The following is a 19,905-nucleotide window of genomic DNA, read 5'->3' as shown; positions in this document are numbered from 1 at the left end:
TCGGCGCCGTCCTCCACCTCGGCGGACGGCGCGTCCGTGCCGTCCGGGGAGGTCACTGTGTCCGCGGCGCCCTCTCCTTTGGCCGCCTCGGCTCCTTTGGCGTCGGGCCCGGCCTCGGAAGCCCCGCGCTCGGGCGCGGGTCCGCTCTGGGCGTCACGGTCGAACGCGGCCAGGGCCACGGCAGCCCTGCGGTACAGCTCGGCACCCTCCGGCGAGAACACCGCACAGGTCTTCGGCGCGTCTTCGGAGTCCGCACCGGCCTGCTCGGCCTGCTCGGTCTCGTCGGGTTCGGCGCTGCGCGCGGGCGGCAGCGCGGGCGACGGCGCCGCCGCCTCGATCTCCAGCAGCCGACGGCCCTCCAGGGCGCTCGCGCGCTCGGTCTCCGCGGTGGCGTAGCGGCGCAGCAGGGCCGCGTGCTCGTTGCGCAGGCCCGCCAGCTCCGCCCGCTTGGCGCGCAGCCGCTGCTCCAGCTTGCCGCGCAGCTCGCGGGACTCCTCCAGGTCGGCCTCCAGCTCGGCGAGCCGCTCGTCGAACCGCCACTCGTCGCCGGCACGCGCACGGATGAGGTCGGCGACCTGCTTGCCGGCGTGGATGTCCCAGCGGCGCATCACGAACGCGCCGGTGAGCGCGGTCGCGGCGGCGGCCGCGGCCAGCACCCGCAACACCGCGGCCTCGGAGAACACCCAGGGACCCAGCGCGCAGACGACGGAGACGCCGGCGATCGCGGAGGGAGGCAACAGCCGGTGCAGAGGGGGTGAATGGCGGTGGCGTCCACGTGGCATGGCCAGAAACTTACCGCGCGTAGGCGAATCGCGGACCCCCGCCCCGTAAAAACACAGCCATTCCGAGACCCTCGGCGAGGACCGGGCGCGACCGGGTCAGTGCGCGACCAGACGCGAGCCGATCCACTGGAGCGCCCCCGGGATCTCCCGGCGCCAGGTGTTGAAGTTGTGCCCGCCGCTCGGAAGGATGATCGACGAAATCCTGGTCACGTTCGTGTCCTGCACTTTCCTGATGAATTCCAGGGTGTCCTTGTAGTTGTGCTCACCCACCCGGCTGGTGGTGACGAGCAGTGACGTCTCCGGCGCCGGCAGGTGCTTGAGCGCCCAGAAGAGATCGGCTCGATTCTGCAGGTTCCGGTCGCCGTGGAAGAGGTCCCCGGTGGTGGGGTCGATCGGTGCCTTGTAGTACGGCGACAGGCCGGCCGCGGCCGCGTACGCCCTCGGGTGGTGCATGGCGATCTTCAGCGCGCAGTAGCCGCCCGTCGAGTCGCCGATGATGCCCCAGCTCGCCGGCGTCCGGTCCACCCGGTAGTGGGCCATCACCGAGTCGCGCAGGTCCTGCGCGAAGAACGTCTCGGTCCGGGGGCCGCCGGGCACGTCCACGCACTCGGTGTCCCGCGGCGGCGCCACGGCCGGCCGCAGCATCACCAGGATCATCGGCTGCATCTTCCCGCCCGCCGCCAGTTTCTGAGCCGTGCTCGGGTACTGCAGCTTGTCCACCAGCGCCTGCGCCGTGCCGGGGTAACCGGTGAGGACGACGGCCACCGGGAACTTGCGCGCGCTGTTCTGCGGCTGGAAGTACTCCGGCGGCAGATACACGAACGCCGGTGCGGCGATGTGGGTCGTACGGCCGATGATGTCGACCTTCTGGATCTGCCCGGCAACCTGCGGCAGTGCGCTGTTCACCCCCACGACCCGGGACGTGGACACCACTTGGATCGGGCCGGTGTTGCGTCCCGCTATGTGGTCGACGACCACTCCCTGGCCGGTCTCCTGACCGAACAGGTCGGCCCAGCTGGCGTAGAAGCCGAACGCCTGGTTGGCGGCGAGGCCCACCGAGGCGAACAGCGCCAACTGCGTGCTCAGCAGAAGTCCGACCCGTCCGCCGACGGCCCGCCAGCTCCGCTCGGCGAGCCGCGGCCACAGCCACACCGTGGCGACGAACAGCACGGCGGCGACCAGAACCGCCAGCACCAGCACTTTGTTGCTCGTGAGACCCATGGGCTGCTACCTGCCTGCGCTTTCCGCCCGTGCCGGCCCCGCGCGTCGTTGCGCGGGCTTGCCCGGGGCTTTCCTTGGCCTTTGACCCGACTTTCCGGCGGGGAGTGAACCTCCCTCCCCGAGACACCGTCCTAGAGGGCGCAATGTCGCCGGATGCCCGATCGGGCCCGGGTTCAAGGTCTCTCGCAGAACTACGGGATGCGATGTCTGTCAGGATAGATGGGGAAATGTCGGGCGGGGTTCCGGGCCGATTCAGCCGGGCGCGGCGCATACTGCGCGGCCCGCGCCCCGAGGCCGTCCCCGCGCTGGTCGGCAGGGCGGTCGCCTTCGTGGGCGCCCTGGACATCGCCGCGGGCGTGTTCCCGCGCTTCCGTCACAGCCGTATGCACGCCATGGCCGAGGTGCTGCCGGGCTCCTTCGGGCCCTTCGCCGCCGCGCTCTCGCTGAGCGCGGGCGTGCTGCTGCTCCTCCTCGCGCACGGGCTCAAGCGGCGCAAACGCCGGGCGTGGCGCGCGGCGGTCGCGCTGCTGCCGGCGGGCGCCGCCGCTCAGTTCGCGTACCGGCACTCGCTGGTCGGCGCGCTCATCGCGGTCGCGCTGCTCGTGCCGCTGCTGCGCCACCGCGGCGAGTTCGCCGCCCTGCCGGATCCGCGCAGCCGGTGGCGCGCCCTCGCCAACTTCGTCCTCATGAGCGCCGGTTCGCTCGCGCTCGGACTCGTCATCGTCAGCGTCCACCCCCACCGGACGATCGGCAACCCGAGCCTGGCGGACCGTCTGACGCACGTCGTCTACGGCCTGTTCGGCTTCGAGGGCCCGGTCGACTACCAGGGCAACACCTCCTGGACCGTCGCCTTCTCCCTCGGCGCCCTGGGCTGGATCACCGCGGTCACCACCGTCTACCTCGCCTTCCGCCCCGAACACCCGGCCGCCCGCCTCACCGAGGAGGACGAGGCGCGCCTGCGGGCCCTGCTGGAGAAGCACGGCGGCCGCGACTCCCTCGGCCACTTCGCCCTGCGCCGCGACAAGGCCGTCGTCTTCTCGCCCAGCGGCAAGGCTGCCGTCACCTACCGCGTCATCTCCGGCGTGATGCTCGCCAGCGGCGACCCGATCGGCGACGTCGAGGCCTGGCCCGGCGCCATCGAGCGCTTCATGGACGAGGCCAAGGCCCACTCCTGGACCCCCGCCGTCGTGGGCTGTTCGGAGACCGGCGGCGAGGTCTGGACCCGGGAGACCGGCCTGGACGCCCTCGAACTGGGCGACGAGGCGGTGGTGGACGTGGCGGATTTCTCACTCGCCGGACGCGCGATGCGCAACGTGCGCCAGATGGTCAAGCGCATCGAGCGGGCCGGCTACGAAACCCGAGTACGGCGCATCCGTGACGTGGGCGAAGCCGAACTGGAGCGCATCCGCCGGGCCGCGGAGGACTGGCGCGGCACCGACACCGAGCGCGGCTTCTCCATGGCCCTCGGCCGCATCGGCGACCCCGCCGACGGCGACTGCCTGATCGCCACGGCCCACAAGGCCGACGACAAGCCGGGCGAGTACGGCGACCTGAAGGCGATCCTGCACTTCGTGCCCTGGGGCAGGGACGGCGCCTCGCTCGACCTCATGCGCCGCGACCGCAGCGCCGACCCCGGCATGAACGAACTGCTGATCGTGGCCGCCCTGCAGGCCGCCCCCAAGTTCGGCATCACCCGGATCTCGCTGAACTTCGCGATGTTCCGCTCCGCGCTCGCGCGCGGGGAGAAGATCGGCGCCGGTCCCGTGCTGCGCGCCTGGCGCGGACTGCTGGTGTTCCTCTCGCGCTGGTTCCAGATCGAGTCGCTGTACAAGTTCAACGCCAAGTTCCAGCCCCGCTGGGAGCCGCGGTTCATGGTCTACCGGGCCACGACCGACCTGCCGCGCATCGGCTTCGCCACCATGCAGGCCGAGGGCTTCGTCACCTTCGCTCTGCCGCTGCCGCGCGCCCTGCGGCGCCGCCGGGCGGCCGCCGAGCGCCCGTGCGCCCACGCGCTGGCCGAGCAGGACGTCCGAGCGGCCTGAGGCCGGCGCCGGGCAGGCCCACAAACCGGCCCGGGCGGGAAGCCCCACCCCCCTCCAGCACGGGGCTTCCGCCCGGGCCGCCGCGCGTTCCCGGCGCTCTCCTGGGCCTACGCTGAACGTATGAACAACCTCAGCGGGCGCGGCCGTGTGGCGGGCCTTCCGGCATGGGACCGGTGCGCGGTCATGGGGGTCGTGAACGTCACCCCCGATTCCTTCTCCGACGGCGGCCGCTGGTTCGACACCACCGCCGCCGTCAAGCACGGCCTCGACCTGGTGGCCGAGGGCGCGGACCTCGTGGACGTCGGCGGCGAATCCACCCGCCCGGGCGCCACCCGCGTGGACGAGGCCGAGGAACTGCGGCGCGTCATCCCCGTCGTGCGCGGCCTGGCCTCGGAAGGCGTCGTCGTCTCCGTCGACACCATGCGGGCCTCCGTCGCCGCTCGCTCCCTCGCGGCCGGCGCCGCCCTCGTCAACGACGTCAGCGGCGGCCTCGCCGACCCCGAGATGATCCCGGTCGTCGCGGATGCGGGCGCCCCCTTCGTCGTCATGCACTGGCGCGGCTTCCTGCAGGGCGGCACCATCCACGGCGACTACGAGGACGTCGTCGCGGAGGTCGTCGACGAACTCCACGCGCGCGTGGACGCCGTGCTCGCCGGCGGCATCGCACCCGACCGGATCGTCGTCGACCCCGGCCTCGGCTTCTCCAAGGAGGCCGAGCACGACCTGTCCCTGCTCGCCCACCTCGACCGCCTGCACGCCCTCGGCCACCCCCTGCTCGTGGCCGCCTCCCGCAAGCGGTTCCTCGGCCGGGTGCTCGCCGGACCCGAAGGCGCTCCCCCGCCCGCACGCGAACGCGACGCCGCCACGGCCGCCGTGTCCGCGCTCGCCGCCCACGCCGGCGCATGGGCCGTGCGCGTCCACGAGGTACGCGCCACCGCGGACGCGGTACGCGTCGCGCGCGCCCTGGAGGGAGCACGCACAGGAGCACGCGCCCCATCGTCCGCACCGGGCACGGACCACGCACGCGGAGCGCGCGGGGCCGGCCCCGCGGCTGAGACCGGCGGCGAGCACGGGGCGGACGGAACCCGGTGAGCGCCCCCCACACCGACGTCGAGCAGGTGGAGGCCGCCAACACCGCCTTCTACGAGGCACTGGAACGCGGCGACTTCGAAAAGGTCGCCGCGCTCTGGCTCACCCCCGCCGACCTGGGCGTCGACGAGGAGTACCACGACCCGGCGGACAGCGGCGTCATCTCCTGCGTGCACCCCGGCTGGCCGGTGCTCACCGGCCGCGGCGAGGTCCTCCGGTCGTACGCCCTGATCATGGCCAACACCGACTACATCCAGTTCTTCCTCACCGACGTGCACGTCTCCGTCACCGGCGACACCGCCCTCGTGACCTGCACCGAGAACATCCTCAGCGGCGGCCCCGCCCCCGAGGAGGGCGCCGAGCTCGGACCGCTGGTGGGCCAGCTCGTCGTCGCCACCAACGTGTTCCGGCGCACGCCCGCCGGCTGGAAGCTCTGGTCGCACCACGCCTCCCCCGTCCTCGCCGAGAGCGACGACACGGACGACGACGAGGGCGGCGTGAACGGCGTGGATCCGGACGCCGGCCCCCTCGCCTGAGCGGGTGGCCGTCCGGCACGCGCCCGCGGGGACCAGGAAGTGGTTGGAATCACCTACCCCTGGGTAGGAGCGGCTACCAACCCACGACATGGCCGGGTCCCCGGGGGAAACAGAAGGTGAACGGTTTGGCCCCGGCCCGGGCCCACGGCTTCGTGACCCGGCTTTGTCGGTGCCCGCAGGTAGATTCGTCTGTGACCGGTGTACCGTCCGCACGCGGTACGAGCCGGTCGTTCCCGACGATTGCAGGAGTGATTCGCGTGGATCGTGTCGCGCTGCGCGGCCTGAGGGCCCGCGGGCACCACGGTGTGTTCCCCAAGGAACGCGAGGAGGGCCAGACCTTCCTCGTGGACCTGGTCCTCGGCGTGGACACCCGGCAGGCCGCGGCCGACGACGACCTGGCGAAGACCGTGCACTACGGCATCGTGGCCGAGGAGGTCGTGGCCGTGGTCGAGGGCGAGCCGGTGAACCTCATCGAGACGCTCGCCGAGCGGATCGCCCAGACCTGCCTCAAGCACGAAGGGGTCCGGGAGGTCGAGGTCTGCGTCCACAAGCCGGACGCGCCGATCACCGTCCCCTTCGACGACGTGACCGTCACCATCACCCGGAGCCGAGTATGACCCGACCTTTCCTCCAGGGTCAGAGCGACCCGACCGTCCAGCCGGTGCCCGCCTCGGTCGTCCAGAAGGTCGACGCCGCCGACACCACCCTGCAGAACCCGAAATGGGCCGTCATCTCCCTCGGCTCCAACCTCGGCAACCGCCTGGAGACCCTGCAGGGCGCCGTCGACGCGCTGGAGGACACCCCGGGCGTCCGCGTGAAGGCCGTCTCTCCCGTCTACGAGACGGAGCCGTGGGGCGTGGCGCCCGGCACCCAGCCGTCGTACTTCAACGCGATCGTGGCCCTGAAGACCACCCTGCCCCCGTCCTCCCTGCTGGAGCGGGCGCACGCCATCGAGGAGGCCTTCAACCGCGTCCGCGACGAACGCTGGGCCCCTCGCACCCTGGACGTCGACATCGTCGCCTACGCCGACGTCACCTCCGACGACCCGCGCCTCACCCTGCCCCACCCGCGCGCCCACGAACGCGCCTTCGTGCTCGCCCCCTGGCACGACGTGGACCCCCAGGCCCAGTTGCCCGGCCGCGGCACCGTGGCCGATCTGCTGGCGGCCGTCACCCGCGAGGGCGTCGAACCGCGCGGCGATCTGGAACTCCGACTGCCCGAGTAGTCGTTAAGGTCAAGACGACGACAGTCCGGGACCGGTCCGGGGGAACTGAAGGGACACCGTGAGAGAGCTGCGCATCAGGGTGCTGGTCGGCGTGTTCTTCGTGGCGGGCATCCTGTCCTGGGCGGGCGCCCGCCTCTGGAACTCGATCGGGACTCTCCCCAGCGTCCCCCTGGCCGCCCCCATCGTCCTCGCCCTGATCGCCGTGGTCCTGCTCTCCACGGCGCTCTCGCTGCGCGCCCGGCTCAAGGCCCAGCGCGAGCGCCGCCCCGGCGCGAAGGGCGTCGACCCGCTCATGGCCGCCCGCGCGGTCGTCTTCGGCCAGGCGAGCGCCCTGGTCGCCGCGCTCGTCGCCGGCATGTACGGCGGCACGGGCGTCTTCCTCCTGGAACTCCTCGACATCCCCACCCGCCGCGACCAGGCCATCTACGCCGGCTTCTCGGTCCTCGCCGGCGTCGGCGTCATAGCGGCGGCGCTGTTCCTGGAGCGCGTCTGCAAACTCCCCGAGGACGACGACCAGAACCACACGGGGGCGGAACCGGTGGCGTGACCGGTTCCGCCGGGTGCCGGTTCAGCGCGCCATGATCAGGCTCATGGCCTCGTTGCGCGTCGCCGCGTCCCGCAACTGACCGCGCACCGCGGACGTTATGGTCTTCGCGCCCGGCTTGCGGATGCCGCGCATCGACATGCACATGTGCTCGCACTCCACGACCACGATGACGCCCCGCGGCTCCAGGATCTCCATCAGGGAGTCCGCGATCTGCGTGGTGAGCCGCTCCTGCACCTGCGGCCGGCGGGCGTAGACGTCCACCAGGCGGGCCAGCTTGGACAGGCCCGTGATCTTCCCGGAGACGGACGGGATGTAGCCGACGTGGGCGACTCCCCTGAACGGCACCAGATGATGCTCGCAGGTGCTGTACACCTCGATGTCCTTCACCAGGACCATCTCGTCGTGTCCCAGGTCGAACGTGGTGGTCAGCACGTCCTCGGGCTTCTGCCACAGGCCCGCGAAAATCTCCTTGTACGCCCGTGCCACCCGGCCCGGGGTCTCCCGCAGCCCCTCGCGGTCCGGATCCTCGCCGACCGCGATCAGCAGTTCCCGTACGGCGTTCTCGGCGCGCTTCTCGTCGAACTCGCCGATGGGGCCCTCGCCGTCCAGCGTCACCGGGTCGGTCATGTGGTTCCTCGTTCCTGTGCCTTCACGCCTGGCAGCGGCCATGCGCCTGTCTGCGGACATACGAACGCCGCGCCCCCAGGCTAGAACCTGGCGGGCGCGGCGTTCATTCCGGGCCGGGGTGGCCGGAAAGTGTCAGCCTTCGGAGCGGTCGTCCGGGGCCTGGTCCGTCACCGGGGCGGACTCGGTGGCCGTGGACTTGGCCGTGCTGATCGCGGCCGTCGCGCCGTTCGCACCGTTGGTCAGTGCCAGCTCCCTCGGGGAGAGCACCGGCGGGCGGGTGGACGGGGTACGGCGGGAGGAGCCGGTCCAGGCGGGCCGCGGCGGACGCTTGACGATCGGGGCGAAGATCTCGGCGATCTCCTCCTTGCCCAGGGTCTCCTTCTCCAGCAGCGCCAGGACCAGGTTGTCGAGGACGTCGCGGTTCTCGACCAGGATCTCCCAGGCCTCGTTGTGCGCGGTCTCGATGAGCTTCTTGACCTCCTCGTCGACCAGCGCGGCGACCTCCTCGGAGTAGTCGCGCTGGTGAGCCATCTCACGGCCGAGGAAGGGCTCGCTGTTGTCGCCGCCGAACTTGATCGCGCCGAGCCGCTCGGTCATGCCGTACTGCGTGACCATCGCGCGGGCCAGGTTGGTGGCCTTCTCGATGTCGTTCGCGGCACCGGTGGTCGGGTCGTGGAAGACCAGTTCCTCGGCCGCGCGGCCGCCCAGCATGTAGGCGAGCTGGTCGAGCATCTCGTTGCGCGTGGTCGAGTACTTGTCCTCGTCGGGCAGGACCATCGTGTAGCCGAGTGCGCGGCCGCGGGACAGGATCGTGATCTTGTGGACCGGGTCGGAGTTCGGCGAGGCCGCCGCGACCAGGGCGTGACCGCCCTCGTGGTACGCGGTGATCTTCTTCTCCTTGTCCGACATGATCCGGGTCCGCTTCTGCGGGCCCGCGACCACGCGGTCGATCGCCTCGTCCAGCGCCCGGTTGTCGATCAGCTTCTGGTCACCGCGGGCGGTGAGGAGTGCGGCCTCGTTCAGCACGTTGGCGAGGTCGGCGCCGGTCATGCCCGGGGTACGGCGGGCGACGGCGGCCAGGTCGACGTCGTGCGCGACCGGCTTGCCCTTCTGGTGGACCTTGAGGATCTCCAGACGGCCCTGCAGGTCCGGCGGGTCGACGGCGATCTGCCGGTCGAAGCGGCCGGGGCGCAGGAGGGCCGGGTCGAGGATGTCGGGGCGGTTCGTGGCGGCGATCAGGATGACGCCGCCCTTGACGTCGAAGCCGTCCATCTCGACGAGCAGCTGGTTCAGGGTCTGCTCGCGCTCGTCGTGACCGCCGCCGAGGCCGGCGCCGCGGTGGCGGCCGACCGCGTCGATCTCGTCGACGAAGACGATCGCCGGGGCGTTCGCCTTGGCCTGCTCGAAGAGGTCACGCACTCGGGAGGCACCGACACCGACGAACATCTCGACGAAGTCGGAACCGGAGATCGAGTAGAACGGCACCCCCGCCTCGCCGGCGACGGCGCGCGCGAGGAGCGTCTTGCCGGTACCGGGGCGGCCGTAGAGGAGCACGCCCTTGGGGATCTTGGCGCCGACGGCCTGGAACTTGGCCGGCTCCTGCAGGAACTCCTTGATCTCCTGGAGCTCCTCGACGGCCTCGTCGCAGCCCGCGACGTCGGAGAAGGTCGTCTTCGGGGTGTCCTTGGTGATGAGCTTCGCCTTGGACTTGCCGAAGTTCATGACCCGGGAGCCGCCGCCCTGCATCTGGTTCATCAGGAACAGGAAGACGACCACGATGAGAACGAAGGGCAGCAGCGAGAGCAGGACGCCGAGGAACGGGTTCTGCTTGGACGGCGAGACCGTGTAGCCGTCCGGGATCTGCTTGTCCTGGTACTTGGTCTGCAGCGTGCCGGCGATGGTCACGCCCTGGTCGCCGATGTAGCTCGCCTGGATCTTCGAGCTGCCGTCGACCTTCTGGCCGTCCTTGAGGGTGACCTTGATGCTCTGCTCGTCGCCTGTGGTCAGCTTGGCCGACTGGACCCTGTTGTCATTGATCGCCGCGACGACCTGGCCGGTGTCCACCGTCTTGTAGCCGCCGGACGAGCCGACGACCTGCATCAACACGACCACGGCAAGGACGGCCAGCACGATCCACATGACCGGCCCACGGAAGTATCGCTTCACGTCCATCCATACGGAGCGGTGCCGCCCCGTCCCTCCTGCCATAGTGAGTTTGATAAGACAGTTCTTCTGACGGTACCCCAGCATTGTTGCCCGAAGCCGCACGGATCCGTCTCGGCGGCGGGGAAACCCGTCTCTGGATGCTTCAACGGCACGGGACCCTCAGGGGTTCCCGATCCTCCGCGAAGGCTTGAGCCGACTGGCTCACACCGGCACCCGCGGCTCAGCCGCCGTAGACGTGGGGCGCGAGCGTACCGACGAACGGCAGGTTGCGGTACTTCTCGGCGTAGTCGAGGCCGTACCCGACGACGAACTCGTTCGGGATGTCGAAGCCGACCCACTCCACGTCGATGGCGACCTTGGCGGCGTCCGGCTTGCGCAGCAGCGTGCACACCTTCAGGGAGGCGGGCTCGCGGGAGCCGAGGTTGTTGATCAGCCAGGACAGGGTCAGGCCGGAGTCGATGATGTCCTCGACGATCAGGACGTGCCGGCCCTTGATGTCGGTGTCGAGGTCCTTGAGGATGCGGACGACACCGGAGGACTGGGTGCCCGCGCCGTAGGAGGACACGGCCATCCAGTCCATGGTGACGGGGGCGGACAGCGCCCGGGCCAGGTCGGCCATGACCATCACCGCGCCCTTGAGGACGCCGACGATCAGAAGGTCCTTGCCCGCGTACTCCGCGTCGATCTTCGCGGCCAGCTCGGCCAGCTTCGCGTCGATCTCTTCCTTGGTGATGAGCACCTGCTGAAGGTCGGCACCCATGTCTTTCGCGTCCACCCGCATCACTTTCGGTCGTCCCGCAGTTACGGCCTCCGGCCGCCCGGACCGGCCGCCGGAGGTCGCTCCGGGGGGTCGGGATTCAGCCTTGCCGAATCACCAGTCTGCCACCCTGCCGCTGGGCGACGACTCTGCCCGGGAGATTGATGGCTCCCTGGCCGCGCCAGCCCGTGATCAGGCGGTCGACTTCCTCGATGTGGCGGGCGAACAGCGAACCGGCCGGGGCCCCGGCCTCGATGGCGGCGTGGCGCAGGATGCGACGGCGCACGGCGGGCGGCAGGGCGTAGAGCTTGGCGCACTCCAGCAGGCCCGCGGCGTCCCGTACGGAGGCCTCGGCCTGGCGGGCCCAGGCGTCGAGGGCGTCGGCGTCGTCGCGCGAGAGCTGGGCGGTGCGGGCGAGCGCCTCGACGACGCCCTTGCCGAGGGCCTTCTCCAGGGCGGGCAGGCCCTCCTGGCGGAGGCGGGAGCGGGTGTAGGCGGGGTCGGCGTTGTGAGGATCGTCCCAGACGGGGAGGGACTGGACCATGCAGGCCTTGCGGGCGGTCTGCCGGTCGAGGTGCAGGAAGGGGCGCCGGTAACGGCCGCCGGCCCCCGAGACCGCGGCCATTCCGGACAGGGAGCGGATGCCGGAGCCGCGGGCGAGGCCCAGCAGGACGGTTTCCGCTTGGTCGTCGCGGGTGTGCCCGAGCAGGATCGCGGCGGCGCCGTGGCGTTCGGCGGCGGCGTCGAGGGCGGCGTAGCGGGCGTCGCGGGCTGCGGCCTCGGGTCCGCCTTCGCGGCCCACGGTCACGGTGACGGACTCGACGGGGTCGAGGCCGAGGCCGCGCATCCGGAGGACGACCTCGGCGGCGCGCAGGTCGGAGCCGGACTGCAGCCGGTGGTCGACGGTGACGCCGCCGGCGCGGATACCGAGCCTGGGCGCTTCGAAGGCGAGCGCGGAGGCGAGCGCCATGGAGTCGGCGCCGCCGGAGCACGCGACGAGCACGAGCGGGGAGGGGGGCCGCTCGGCTGCCTGGTCCGGGTGCTCGCCGGAGGTCGGGTGGTCGTTCAGGATGTCGTGGAGGACGCGGCGGACCGCCAGGCGTATCGCCGCGACCGCAGGATGGGGACCCATGTCCGGTTCCCTTCATGAAGTTTTCGGGGGGTGAGCCCGAGTTCGGTCACTCAGAGTGTGTCGATGGTGACAGAAGCGGGCCGTTCCCCGAGCATTGCACGCCCACGCATGGCTCACGGTCCCTCGGACGGGTGATTGCAGGGGCGTTCTCCTGCCGTCGGCCGGATTCGGTTCACGACGTGCCCGTGCCGTTCACGACTCGGCCCGGCGGTGCACCCGTGCGACCCAGTCCGCCGGTTTGGCGATCTCCCCCTTGGTGGGCAGGGTGTTGGGGGAGGTCCACACGCGGTTGAAGCCGGCGATGCCGACCTCGTCGACGACGGCGCGCACGAAGCGTTCGCCCTCCCGGTACTGCCGGAGTTTGGCATCGAGACCCAGCAGCTTGCGCAGGGCCTGGTCGAGCCGGGAGGCGCCCTTGGCGCGGCGCTGCTGGAACTTCTCGCGGATCTCGGAGACGGTCGGCACGACGCTGGGTCCGACACCGTCCATGACGTAGTCGGCATGGCCCTCGAGCAGGGACATCACGGCGGTGAGGCGGCCGAGGATCTCGCGCTGGGCCGGGGTCTGCACCAGTTCCACGAAGGAGCGCCCGCCGTCCTCCTCCTCGCCCTCGGGGCGGCCGCCGGCGAGGGACTGGGCGGCCTCCCGGATGCGCTCCAGGAAGGTCATGGGGTCGACGTCGGTCTCCGCCAAGAACGACTGGATTTCGCCCTCGAGGTGGTCGCGCAGCCAGGGCACGGCGGTGAACTGGGTGCGGTGGGTCTCCTCGTGCAGGCACACCCAGAGCCGGAAGTCGTGCGGTTCGACGTCGAGTTCGCGTTCGACGTGGACGATGTTGGGCGCGACGAGCAGCAGACGGCCGCCGCCGTTCGCTCCGGCCGGGAGCTCGCGGGTGGCGGGGGCGAAGGTCTCGTACTGGCCGAGGACGCGGGAGGACAGGAACGACAGCAGCATGCCGAGTTCGACGCCGGTGACCTTGCCGCCGACGGCGCCGAGGACCGCGCTGCCCGGGCTGCCGGCCCGCCGTTCCTGCATCTTCTCCAGCAGGGGCTTGAGGATCTCGCGGAAGCCGGCGACGTTGGCCCTCACCCAGCCGGGGCGGTCGACGACGAGGACGGGGGTGTCGTGGGTCTCCTCGGTGCCCAGACGAGTGAAGCCCCGGACGTGTTCCTCCGAGGCTTTCGCGTGCCGGCGCAGCTCCGCGACGACGGCCCTGGCCTCGTCACGGCTGACGTCGGGGCCCGGTCGTACGAGCCGTGTCGCGGTCGCCACCGCGAGGTTCCAGTCGACCATCCCGGGAGATGCGGTGCCACCGAAGCCTGTCATGCGTCAACGGTACGTGAGCGCTGCCGCCGGGGGCAGGCCGTGACGGGCGCCGGGGGCACGGCCGCGTGTCCCCGGCGCCCGGTGCCGCGGGGCCGGCGGTCTAGCCGCATCCGCATCCCGCCAGGGCCGTTGCCGTCCGGTCCAGGGCGGACTGGGCCGCCAGGGGGTCGGTTGTGCCCGAGGCGAGGAAGGCGAAGGCGAGCAGGCGGCCGTCGGCGTCGACGACCGTGCCGGCGAGGGTGTTCACGCCGGTGAGGGTGCCGGTCTTGGCGCGTACGACGCCGGCGCCGCCGTCGGTGTAGCGGGCGGCGAGGGTGCCGGTGAAGTGGGCCACGGGGAGGCCGGTCAGGATGGGGCGGAGGCCGGGCTGGTCGGGGGCGCCGGCCTTGACCAGGAGGGCGGTGAGCAGGTTCGCGGTCAGCCTGTCGTCGCGGTCGAGGCCGCTGCCGTCGTGGAACGAGGCGCCGGACATGGGCAGGCCGAGCTTGGTCAGCTGGGCGGCGATCGCCCTGGCGCCGCCGTCGAAGCCGGCGGGCCGTCCGGTCGCGAGGGCGGTCTGCCGGGCCAGGGCCTCGGCGATGTCGTTGTCGCTGTTGGTGAGCATGCGCTCGACGAGGGCGGACAGCGGGGGCGAGGAGACGGTGGCGAGGGTCTCGGCGCGGCTGGTGGCCTTGGACGGGCCGGGCGGGGTCGTGGTGATGCCGGCGGCCTTGAGGAAGCCCGCGAACTTCGTGGCCGCGTCCTTCGCCGGGTCGGTCACACGGATCACCGGTCCGCTGGTGGAGCCGTTGGTGCGGCCCTCGTCCGCGATCAGGGCGGTGACCGGGGCGAGGTTGTCGTTGACGCCGATGCGGTGCAGCGCGGGGCCGGTGTAGAGGGTGGTGTCGTAGGAGAACGTGATCCTGTGGATGCCGCGCTTCTGCAGGGCCTGTGCGGTCCGCGTGGCCAGGGTGCGCAGGCTGGCCCAGCCGTCGGCGTGCTGGTGCGCGGTGAGCGTGGGGTCGCCGCCGCCGACCAGGACGAGTTCGCCGGTGTCGGGTTCGAGGGCGGTGCGGGTCGTGAGGCGGTGGTCGGGGCCGAGGGCGGACAGGGCGGCGACGGCGGTGGCGATCTTGGTGGTGGAGGCGGGGGTGAGGGCCTTGTCGGGACCGGCGCCGTAGAGGCGCCGGCCGGTGGCCACGTCCACCACCGCGGCGGCGTGCGCGGTGCCGAGCGACGGGGCGCTCAAGAGGGGCCCCAGGACGTTGGAGAGAGACGTTTCGCCCGGCGCGGCCTTCCCGGTGTCCACGGGGCTCGTGGCGCGGCCCACGCCCGCCAGGACGGGCCCGGCGCTCGGTGCGGGCCGCGGCGCCCCCGGCACCGTGGAGGAGCCGTCGTGATCTGTGCCACCTGCCCGCTCCAGAACGGCGGCCCGGTGCCGCTCGGCCGTACGCTGACCGTTGGCGTCCCAGGGGCCCGCCAGGGTCACCACTCCGGCGGTCAGCGCCAGGCCGGCGGTGGCGGCGCCCGCGGTGTACCGCCAGGTCCTGTGGGAACGCGGACGGGAAAGGGCGGCGCTCAGTGGCCGCACCGTCCGTGCCAGCCGCGCGACCCGCGGTTTCGCGGCCGACGTGGCGCGCGCCAGACGCGGTCGTACGGCGTTCACGATCCGCACCACCTGCGGTCTCGCGGCACGCCAAGGCCTCAGCTCTGGCACGACCACCAGCCCCTTTCGCGATCACACACCTGCGTGAGGGACACTTAACCACCAGAACTATGTGCTGATCATGGAGGAGCCACCGGTGGAGTTCGACGTCACGATCGAGATCCCGAAGGGTTCGCGCAACAAGTACGAGGTGGACCACGAGACCGGTCGGATCCGCCTGGACCGTCGTCTCTTCACCTCGACCGCCTACCCGACCGACTACGGCTTCGTCGAGAACACCCTCGGCGAGGACGGCGACCCGCTGGACGCGCTGGTCATCCTGGACGAGCCGACCTTCCCGGGCTGCCTCATCACGTGCCGCACGATCGGCATGTTCCGCATGACGGACGAGGCGGGCGGCGACGACAAGCTGCTGTGCGTTCCGGCCACGGACCCGCGCGTGGAGCACCTGCGCGACATCCACCACGTGTCGGAGTTCGACCGCCTGGAGATCCAGCACTTCTTCGAGGTGTACAAGGACCTGGAGCCCGGCAAGTCCGTCGAGGGTGCCAACTGGGTGGGCCGCTCCGACGCCGAGGCGGAGATCGAGCGGTCGTACAAGCGCTTCAAGGAGCAGGGCGGTCACTGACGCCCTCGCTCGTCCCGCGCGATCGGGCCGCACGCGTGCGTGCGGCCCTTTTCGCATGCACCCGCGTGCGCGCACGCGTGCAGCCCGTCCGGGTATACGTGCGCATACTGAGGCCGGCGGACGGTGTCGTTCAGGGAGCGGTGCGAGGTGACGGAGGCGGAGGACCGCAAGTCCCGGTCGGACGAGGCGCGGTACGACCCGGAGATCACATCGGAGTTCGCCGTCCCCGCGGGTCTCGACGTCCCCAGGGCGGGCGGTGAGCCGGAGACGACCTCCGAGTTCGCGGTGCCGCAGGGCCTGGAGGCGCCGCAGCCGCCGAGTGCGGAGCCGGAGGGGTCGGCGTTCAGCACGCCGAGCACCTACAGCCCGCAGGGCGCCCAGGCCGCGTTCACGCCGGCCACCGGGGTGCCGCTGGTCAGCCTGGTCAAGGACGCGCCCTGGCAGGACCGGATGCGCACGATGCTGCGCATGCCGGTGGCCGAGCGGCCGGCGCCCGAGCCGGTGCAGCCGGTGGAGGAGGGCCCGGCCGTCCCGCGCGTGCTCGACCTGACCCTGCGCATCGGGGAGCTGCTGCTGGCGGGCGGCGAGGGCGCCGAGGACGTGGAGGCCGCGATGTTCGCGGTGTGCCGGTCCTACGGCCTGGACCGCTGCGAGCCGACCGTCACCTTCACGCTGCTGTCGATCTCGCACCAGCCGTCCCTGGTGGACGACCCGGTGACGGCGTCCCGGACGGTACGGCGGCGGGGCACCGACTACACGCGGCTGGCGGCCGTCTTCCGGCTGGTGGACGACCTGACCGACCCGGAGACGCACGTCTCGCTGGAGGAGGCCTACCGGCGCCTGGCGGAGATCCGCCGCAACCGGCACCCCTACCCCGGCTGGGCGCTGACCCTGGCCAGCGGGCTGCTGGCCGGCGCGGCCTCGATGCTGGTCGGCGGTGACCTGATCGTGTTCGTCGCGGCGGCGGCCGGCGCGATGCTCGGCGACCGGCTGGCGTGGCTGTGCGCGGGGCGCGGACTGCCGGAGTTCTACCAGTTCACGGTGGCGGCGATGCCGCCCGCCGCGATCGGGGTGGCGTTCGCGCTGGCAGACGTGGACGTGAAGGCGTCCGCCGTGGTCACCGGTGGGCTGTTCGCGCTGCTGCCCGGGCGAGCGCTGGTGGCGGGGGTGCAGGACGGCCTGACGGGCTTTTACATCACCGCCTCCGCACGTCTGCTGGAGGTCCTGTACTTCTTCGTGGGCATCGTCACCGGGGTGCTGGTCGTCCTGTACTTCGGGGTGAAGCTCGGCGGCAAGCTGAATCCGGACGCGGCGCTCGGCATCTCCCAGCGGCCGCTGATCCAGATCGCGGCCTCCATGCTGCTGTCGCTGACCTTCGCGGTGCTGCTCCAGCAGGAGCGGTCGACCGTGCTCTGGGTGACGCTCAACGGCGGCGTCGCGTGGACCGTGTACGGCGCGATGCACTACGTGGCCGACATCTCGCCGGTGGCCTCCACGGCCGCGGCGGCGGGGCTGGTCGGGCTGTTCGGGCAGCTGCTGTCCCGGTACCGGTTCGCCTCGGCGCTGCCATACACGACGGCCGCGATCGGACCGCTGCTGCCCGGCTCGGCCACCTACTTCGGGCTGTTGAACATGGCCCAGAACCAGGTGGACAAGGGGTTGGTGTCGCTGGCGAACGCGGCGTCCCTGGCCATGGCCATCGCGATCGGGGTCAATCTCGGGTCGGAGGTCTTCCGGCTGTTCCTCCGCGTCGGCTCCGCCGGCAAGCGCCGGGCCGCCAAGCGGACCAGGGGCTTCTGAGCCCCCGGTCACCGCCGGTGGTGCTCGCGCCCGGTCACCGCCGGTGCTGGTCGTAGGGGTACCCGTTCGGGTCGTACTGCGGCTGCGGGTACTGCGCCTGGTGCGGCTCCTGGTACTGCTGCGGGTACGGCTCCTGGTACTGCTGCTGGTCGTAGTACGGGTCCTCGTAGCCGCCCTGGTTCCAGTACGGCTGCTGGTACTGCTGCTCGTACGGCTGCTCCGGCTCGATGCGGCGCAGCTGGGTGGTCGAGGTGTCCATGACCGGCGTTACCGGCCGGTGCCCGTACTGCGGGGCCTGGGGCTGCTGCGGGGTCCGAGGGGCGGCCCCGGCCTCCTTCCTGCTCTTGCCGCGGGCGCGGAGGTACTCGATGGCGATCGGGACCACCGAGACGAGGACGATCAGGATGAGGATCGCCTCGATGTTGTTCCTCACGACCGCGTGCTGGCCGAGCCAGGAGCCGAGCAGGGTGACGCCCGCGCCCCACAGGGTGCCGCCGATGACGTTGAAGACCAGGAACGAGCGGTACCGCATACCGCTGACGCCCGCGATGATCGGGGTGAACGTCCGCACGACCGGCACGAACCGGGCGAGGACCAGGGACTTCGGGCCGTACTTCTCGAAGAACTCGTGCGCCTTGGTGACGTTCTCCTGCTTGAACAGACGGGAGTCGGGCCGGTTGAAGAGGGACGGGCCGACCTTCCTGCCGAACATGTAGCCCGCCTGGTCGCCGAGGACCGCGGCGAGACAGATCAGGGCTATCGCGCCCCACAGCGGGAAGTCCATCTGGTGCGAGGTGATCAGCAGACCGCAGGTGAACAGCAGCGAGTCGCCCGGCAGGAAGAACCCGATGAGCAGTCCGGACTCGGCGAAGACGACGAGCAGCAGACCCCAGATGCTGTAGGTGTCGAGCAGATAGTTGGGGTCCAGCCAGCTCGGGCCGAGGGCGAGTGTCATCACGGGTCCGGGCTCCTGAGAGGAATGAGGGCGGCGACGGTGTCCGGGTACGGCCGCACAAAGCTATCAACGCGATGTGACCGCCCCAGGTTCCCCCGACGCCTCCAGGATGCACTGTGGGATGACTGGGAGAAAGCTGTGACGCATGGGACTCGAGGACTACGGCGGCGGCCAGGGGCCCCAGCCGGACGTACTGGTCGTGACGACGAACGACGTGCCCGGACACCGGGTGCAGCAGGTCATCGGTGAGGTCTTCGGGCTCACCGTGCGCTCCCGGCACCTGGGCAGCCAGATCGGCGCGGGCCTGAAGTCGATGATCGGCGGCGAGCTGAAGGGGCTCACCAAGACGCTCGTGCAGACCCGCAACCAGGCCATGGAGCGCCTGATGGAGCAGGCACGCGCGCGGGGGGCCAACGCGGTCGTCGCGTTCCGGTTCGACGTGACCGAGGCCGCCGACGTCGGCACCGAGGTGTGCGCCTACGGCACGGCGGTGGTCCTGGCCCGGGAGTGACCCCCGCGCGCGCCCGGGCCGGGACCGGTCAGGAGGAGCGCCGGCCGGCGTTGGCGAGGATCGCGTCGTGCAGGTGCTCGGCGAGACCGGGGCGCATGGCGTCGTAGTACGCCTTGAAGCGCTCGTCGGAGACGTACATCCCGGCGAAGCACCGGTGCATCTCGTACGACACCTCGAAGTACCACCTGCTGATGTGCTGCCGGTGCTCCTCGGCCAGGTCCATGGCCGCCTCGCCGGCCGGCTGCTCACCGGCGGCCACCAGGGCGGCGTACCGCTCCTGCCAGTCGTCGACCTCGGCCTGGATGCGCTTCCAGTCCTCCTTGGTGTAGGAGGCGGCGCGGCGCTGCGACTCGGCGTACGCCTCCGTGTCGCCCCAGCGCGCCTCCGCCTCCTCGCGGTACTGCTCGGGGTCCTTGTCCCCGAACACCTCGAACCGCTCCTCGGGGGTGAGGTTGATGCCCATCGTGCGTGCCTCCATGGCGTGCTCCACGGCCGCGGCCATCTTCTGCAGCTTCTCGATCCGGGCGGTCAGCAGTCGGTGCTGGCGCCGCAGGTGTTCGCGCGGGTTCGTGCCGGGATCGTCGAGCAGGGCCGCGACCTCCTCGAGCGGAAAGCCGAGCTCCCGGTAGAACAGGATCTGCTGGAGCCGGTCGAGATCGGCGTCGGTGTAGCGCCGGTGGCCGGCGTACGTGCGCTCGCCGGGCACCAGCAGGCCGATCTCGTCGTAGTGGTGCAGGGTGCGCACCGTGACGCCGGCGAACCCCGCGACCTGTCCCACGGAGTAGCTCACTTTTCCGCTCCTTGTCGTCGGTACGCCTCCACGCTGCAGCCTCACGTCACGTGAGGTGCAAGTCCGGGTCGTTCCGGATGTCGGGCCCGCGCCGTCCGCCTATGGTGGCCCAGAGGAGGCGTGCCC

Annotated in this window: 18 protein-coding genes and 1 pseudogene; 9 read left to right on the top strand and 10 right to left on the bottom strand. The window is 71.5% G+C overall.

Annotated elements, in window-relative coordinates; all coding sequences use genetic code 11:
* A pseudogene (locus ACLU3S_RS13010) lies at nt 1–782 on the bottom strand (hypothetical protein); the annotation flags it as partial.
* A 96-nt stretch (nt 783–878) separates the two neighbouring features.
* Complete coding sequence (locus ACLU3S_RS13005) at nt 879–2,003, bottom strand: alpha/beta hydrolase (RefSeq protein WP_413951944.1); 1,125 nt, start codon at nt 2,001–2,003, stop codon at nt 879–881.
* Between the two features lie 227 nt (nt 2,004–2,230).
* Here ACLU3S_RS13005 and ACLU3S_RS13000 point away from each other — a divergent pair, with 227 nt between their 5' ends.
* The 6 genes from ACLU3S_RS13000 (at nt 2,231) to ACLU3S_RS12975 (ending at nt 7,442) form a co-directional block, all read left to right on the top strand.
* The gene (locus ACLU3S_RS13000) at nt 2,231–4,045 is read left to right on the top strand and encodes a phosphatidylglycerol lysyltransferase domain-containing protein (protein ID WP_413951943.1); all 1,815 of its coding nucleotides are present in this window, start codon (nt 2,231–2,233) and stop codon (nt 4,043–4,045) included.
* 120 nt (nt 4,046–4,165) lie between these two features.
* Nucleotides 4,166–5,137 (top strand): dihydropteroate synthase, encoded by a 972-nt coding sequence (folP, locus tag ACLU3S_RS12995; protein ID WP_413951942.1) that lies wholly within the window; start codon nt 4,166–4,168, stop codon nt 5,135–5,137.
* Entirely contained in the window at nt 5,134–5,670 is a 537-nt protein-coding gene (locus ACLU3S_RS12990) for a nuclear transport factor 2 family protein (protein ID WP_413951941.1), read from the top strand. Before folP ends, ACLU3S_RS12990 begins: the two co-directional genes overlap by 4 nt.
* Nucleotides 5,671–5,927: 257 nt before the next feature.
* Nucleotides 5,928–6,287 (top strand): dihydroneopterin aldolase, encoded by a 360-nt coding sequence (gene folB, locus ACLU3S_RS12985; protein ID WP_413951940.1) that lies wholly within the window; start codon nt 5,928–5,930, stop codon nt 6,285–6,287.
* Nucleotides 6,284–6,895 (top strand): 2-amino-4-hydroxy-6-hydroxymethyldihydropteridine diphosphokinase, encoded by a 612-nt coding sequence (folK, locus tag ACLU3S_RS12980; RefSeq protein ID WP_413951939.1) that lies wholly within the window; start codon nt 6,284–6,286, stop codon nt 6,893–6,895. Before folB ends, folK begins: the two co-directional genes overlap by 4 nt.
* A 58-nt stretch (nt 6,896–6,953) precedes the next feature.
* Nucleotides 6,954–7,442, top strand: a complete 489-nt coding sequence (locus tag ACLU3S_RS12975) for a DUF3180 domain-containing protein (protein ID WP_413951938.1) — start codon at nt 6,954–6,956, stop codon at nt 7,440–7,442.
* A 21-nt stretch (nt 7,443–7,463) separates the two neighbouring features.
* Here ACLU3S_RS12975 and folE read toward each other — a convergent pair whose 3' ends face one another.
* From folE to dacB, 6 genes are all read right to left on the bottom strand, one after another.
* Nucleotides 7,464–8,069: a GTP cyclohydrolase I FolE gene (folE, locus tag ACLU3S_RS12970; RefSeq protein WP_413951937.1), complete on the bottom strand. Its 606-nt coding sequence runs from the start codon at nt 8,067–8,069 to the stop codon at nt 7,464–7,466.
* A 132-nt stretch (nt 8,070–8,201) separates the two neighbouring features.
* Nucleotides 8,202–10,241 carry an ATP-dependent zinc metalloprotease FtsH gene (gene ftsH / locus ACLU3S_RS12965; protein ID WP_413951936.1) on the bottom strand — a complete coding sequence of 680 codons (2,040 nt, stop codon included), beginning with the start codon at nt 10,239–10,241 and terminating at the stop codon, nt 8,202–8,204.
* Between the two features lie 214 nt (nt 10,242–10,455).
* Nucleotides 10,456–11,016: a hypoxanthine phosphoribosyltransferase gene (gene hpt, locus ACLU3S_RS12960; protein ID WP_413951935.1), complete on the bottom strand. Its 561-nt coding sequence runs from the start codon at nt 11,014–11,016 to the stop codon at nt 10,456–10,458.
* A gap of 76 nt (nt 11,017–11,092) precedes the next feature.
* Nucleotides 11,093–12,124, bottom strand: a complete 1,032-nt coding sequence (tilS, locus tag ACLU3S_RS12955; RefSeq protein ID WP_413951934.1) for a tRNA lysidine(34) synthetase TilS — start codon at nt 12,122–12,124, stop codon at nt 11,093–11,095.
* A gap of 192 nt (nt 12,125–12,316) precedes the next feature.
* Nucleotides 12,317–13,450 (bottom strand): zinc-dependent metalloprotease, encoded by a 1,134-nt coding sequence (locus tag ACLU3S_RS12950; protein ID WP_413951933.1) that lies wholly within the window; start codon nt 13,448–13,450, stop codon nt 12,317–12,319.
* A 100-nt stretch (nt 13,451–13,550) separates the two neighbouring features.
* Nucleotides 13,551–15,107: a D-alanyl-D-alanine carboxypeptidase/D-alanyl-D-alanine-endopeptidase gene (gene dacB, locus ACLU3S_RS12945; protein ID WP_413951947.1), complete on the bottom strand. Its 1,557-nt coding sequence runs from the start codon at nt 15,105–15,107 to the stop codon at nt 13,551–13,553.
* Between the two features lie 124 nt (nt 15,108–15,231).
* Here dacB and ACLU3S_RS12940 point away from each other — a divergent pair, with 124 nt between their 5' ends.
* Together ACLU3S_RS12940 and ACLU3S_RS12935 are read left to right on the top strand one after the other, a co-directional pair.
* The gene (locus ACLU3S_RS12940; RefSeq protein ID WP_413951946.1) at nt 15,232–15,723 is read left to right on the top strand and encodes an inorganic diphosphatase; all 492 of its coding nucleotides are present in this window, start codon (nt 15,232–15,234) and stop codon (nt 15,721–15,723) included.
* Nucleotides 15,724–15,870: 147 nt separating this feature from the next.
* The gene (locus ACLU3S_RS12935; protein WP_413951932.1) at nt 15,871–17,523 is read left to right on the top strand and encodes a threonine/serine exporter family protein; all 1,653 of its coding nucleotides are present in this window, start codon (nt 15,871–15,873) and stop codon (nt 17,521–17,523) included.
* Between the two features lie 34 nt (nt 17,524–17,557).
* Here ACLU3S_RS12935 and ACLU3S_RS12930 read toward each other — a convergent pair whose 3' ends face one another.
* Nucleotides 17,558–18,481, bottom strand: coding sequence for a DedA family protein (locus ACLU3S_RS12930; RefSeq protein ID WP_413951931.1), 924 nt, complete (start codon nt 18,479–18,481; stop codon nt 17,558–17,560).
* A 142-nt stretch (nt 18,482–18,623) separates the two neighbouring features.
* Here ACLU3S_RS12930 and ACLU3S_RS12925 point away from each other — a divergent pair, with 142 nt between their 5' ends.
* The gene (locus tag ACLU3S_RS12925) at nt 18,624–18,989 is read left to right on the top strand and encodes a YbjQ family protein (RefSeq protein ID WP_413951930.1); all 366 of its coding nucleotides are present in this window, start codon (nt 18,624–18,626) and stop codon (nt 18,987–18,989) included.
* A 28-nt stretch (nt 18,990–19,017) separates the two neighbouring features.
* On the opposite strand, the gene ACLU3S_RS12920 is transcribed toward ACLU3S_RS12925, so the two are convergent.
* Nucleotides 19,018–19,779 (bottom strand): MerR family transcriptional regulator, encoded by a 762-nt coding sequence (locus ACLU3S_RS12920; RefSeq protein WP_413951929.1) that lies wholly within the window; start codon nt 19,777–19,779, stop codon nt 19,018–19,020.
* Between the last annotated feature and the right edge of the window lie 126 nt (nt 19,780–19,905).

The sequence above is a fragment of the Streptomyces sp. AF1A genome (genome assembly GCF_047340315.1).
In the GTDB taxonomy this organism is placed as follows: Bacteria; Actinomycetota; Actinomycetes; order Streptomycetales; family Streptomycetaceae; genus Streptomyces.
Note: the sequence above shows the minus strand (reverse complement) of the source record. Positions and strands in the feature narration are given on the sequence as shown.

Bases quoted from the DNA above. Each gene is read 5' to 3' on its own strand.
- tilS (WP_413951934.1), bottom strand. From the start codon at position 12,124: ATGGGTCCCCATCCTGCGGTCGCGGCGATACGCCTGGCGGTCCGCCGC.
- ACLU3S_RS12925 (WP_413951930.1), top strand. From the start codon at position 18,624: ATGGGACTCGAGGACTACGGCGGCGGCCAGGGGCCCCAGCCGGACGTA.
- ACLU3S_RS13005 (WP_413951944.1), bottom strand. From the start codon at position 2,003: ATGGGTCTCACGAGCAACAAAGTGCTGGTGCTGGCGGTTCTGGTCGCC.
- hpt (WP_413951935.1), bottom strand. From the start codon at position 11,016: ATGCGGGTGGACGCGAAAGACATGGGTGCCGACCTTCAGCAGGTGCTC.
- folP (WP_413951942.1), top strand. From the start codon at position 4,166: ATGAACAACCTCAGCGGGCGCGGCCGTGTGGCGGGCCTTCCGGCATGG.
- folE (WP_413951937.1), bottom strand. From the start codon at position 8,069: ATGACCGACCCGGTGACGCTGGACGGCGAGGGCCCCATCGGCGAGTTC.
- folK (WP_413951939.1), top strand. From the start codon at position 6,284: ATGACCCGACCTTTCCTCCAGGGTCAGAGCGACCCGACCGTCCAGCCG.
- ACLU3S_RS13000 (WP_413951943.1), top strand. From the start codon at position 2,231: ATGTCGGGCGGGGTTCCGGGCCGATTCAGCCGGGCGCGGCGCATACTG.
- ftsH (WP_413951936.1), bottom strand. From the start codon at position 10,241: ATGGACGTGAAGCGATACTTCCGTGGGCCGGTCATGTGGATCGTGCTG.
- ACLU3S_RS12950 (WP_413951933.1), bottom strand. From the start codon at position 13,450: ATGACAGGCTTCGGTGGCACCGCATCTCCCGGGATGGTCGACTGGAAC.